General features: G+C 57.8%; 2 protein-coding genes. Both read left to right on the plus strand.

The window, feature by feature from the left end:
• Positions 1–24: 24 nt before the first annotated feature.
• Complete coding sequence (benA, locus tag KRX52_RS15850; protein WP_217682704.1) at positions 25–1,389, plus strand: benzoate 1,2-dioxygenase large subunit; 1,365 nt, start codon at positions 25–27, stop codon at positions 1,387–1,389.
• On the plus strand, positions 1,386–1,815 hold a 430-nt coding region (benB, locus tag KRX52_RS15855), incomplete at its 3' end, for a benzoate 1,2-dioxygenase small subunit (RefSeq protein ID WP_217682703.1). The genes benA and benB, both read left to right, overlap by 4 nt.

Below are 1,815 nucleotides of genomic sequence, written 5' to 3' on the forward strand. Positions count from 1 at the left end.
AAAAATAACAAAGGAGCCATGGCGATGACCCTGGGACTCGACTACCTCAATGGTTTGCTTGAAGAAGATAAAGAAAAAGGAATCTATCGCTGCAAGCGAGAGATTTTTACCAGTCCTGAGCTGTTCGAGCTCGAGATGAAATATATCTTCGAGGGTGGCTGGATCTACTTGGCGCACGAGAGCCAGATTCCCGAGAAGAACGATTACTTCACTGTGACGATGGGCCGTCAGCCGGTGTTCATCGCGCGCAACCGTGCTGGTGAGTTGAACGCCTTCATCAACGCTTGCAGCCACCGTGGCGCCACCCTGTGCCGCTTCAAGCACGGCAACAAGGCCACCTACACCTGTCCGTTCCACGGCTGGACCTTCGATACCAACGGCAAGCTGCTCAAAGTCAAGGATCCGATCGACGCCGGATACCCGGATAGCTTCAACTGCGACGGCTCCCACGACCTGAAGAAGATTGCCCGCTTCGAGTCCTACCGTGGCTTCCTGTTTGGCAGCCTGAATCCCGAAGTGCCGCCGCTGGTTGAGCACCTCGGCGAGTCGGCGAAGATCATCGACATGATCGTCGAGCAGTCGCCGGAAGGCCTGGAGGTACTCCGTGGCTCCTCCACCTACGTGTTTGAGGGCAACTGGAAGCTGCAGGCCGAGAACGGTGCCGATGGCTACCATGTCACTGCCACTCACTGGAATTACGCGGCCACCCAGCAACAACGCAAGCAGAAAGAGGCTGGTGATGATATTCGCGCCATGAGTGCTGGTGGTTGGGGCAAGAAGGGTGGTGGCTTCTACTCGTTCGAGAATGGCCACCTGCTGCTGTGGACCCGCTGGGATAACCCCGAAGATCGTCCTCTCTATGCAAAACGCGATGAGCTGGCTGCTGAGTTCGGTCAGGTTCGCGCCGATTGGATGATCGGTCACTCGCGCAATCTGTGCCTGTACCCGAACCTGTACTTGATGGACCAGATGAGTTCGCAGTTGCGCATCACTCGCCCGCTCTCGGTTAACAAGACCGAAGTCACTATTTACTGCATCGCTCCCAAGGGGGAGAGCGCTGAGGCTCGCGCCCACCGCATCCGTCAGTACGAAGATTTCTTTAACGCGACTGGTATGGCTACTCCCGACGACCTAGAGGAATTTCGTGCCTGCCAGGAAGGCTTCATGGGCAGTGCTGCACCGTGGAACGACATGTCTCGCGGTGCTACGCACTGGATCGAGGGGGCTGACGAGGCGGCCAAGGAAATCGAACTTAAACCGTTAGTTTCAGGAGTGCGGACTGAAGACGAAGGGCTGTTCGTCGTGCAGCACCGCCACTGGTTAGCCACCATGAAGAAGGCTGTCGCACAAGAACAACAGAAGCTGATCCACGTGGAGGCTGGGCAATGAGCATCTCCTACGACGCCGTACGCGATTTCCTCTACCGCGAAGCGCGCTATCTCGACGACAAGCAGTGGGACGAGTGGCTGGAGTTATACGCAGAGGACGCTAGCTTCTGGGTGCCGGCTTGGGACGACAACGACGAGCTGACCGAGGATCCGCAGAAGGAAATATCGTTGATCTGGTACGGGCGCCGCGCCGGCCTCGAGGACCGCATCTTCCGCATCCGCACCGAGCGATCCAGTGCGAGCATTCCGGACACCCGCACCTCGCACAACATCAACAACCTGGAAATCGTCGAGCAGGGCGAAGGCTTCTGCAAGGTGCGCTTCAACTGGCACACCCTGAGCTTCCGCTACAAGACCGTGGACCAGTACTACGGCACCAGCTTCTACACCCTGGATACCCGCGGCGCCAACCCGCTGGTCAAGGAGA

The organism is Geopseudomonas aromaticivorans, assembly GCF_019097855.1.
GTDB classification, from domain to species: domain Bacteria; phylum Pseudomonadota; class Gammaproteobacteria; order Pseudomonadales; family Pseudomonadaceae; genus Geopseudomonas; species Geopseudomonas aromaticivorans.

Coding starts and splice junctions, on each gene's coding strand:
- benA (WP_217682704.1), top strand. CDS start 25: ATGACCCTGGGACTCGACTACCTCAATGGTTTGCTTGAAGAAGATAAA.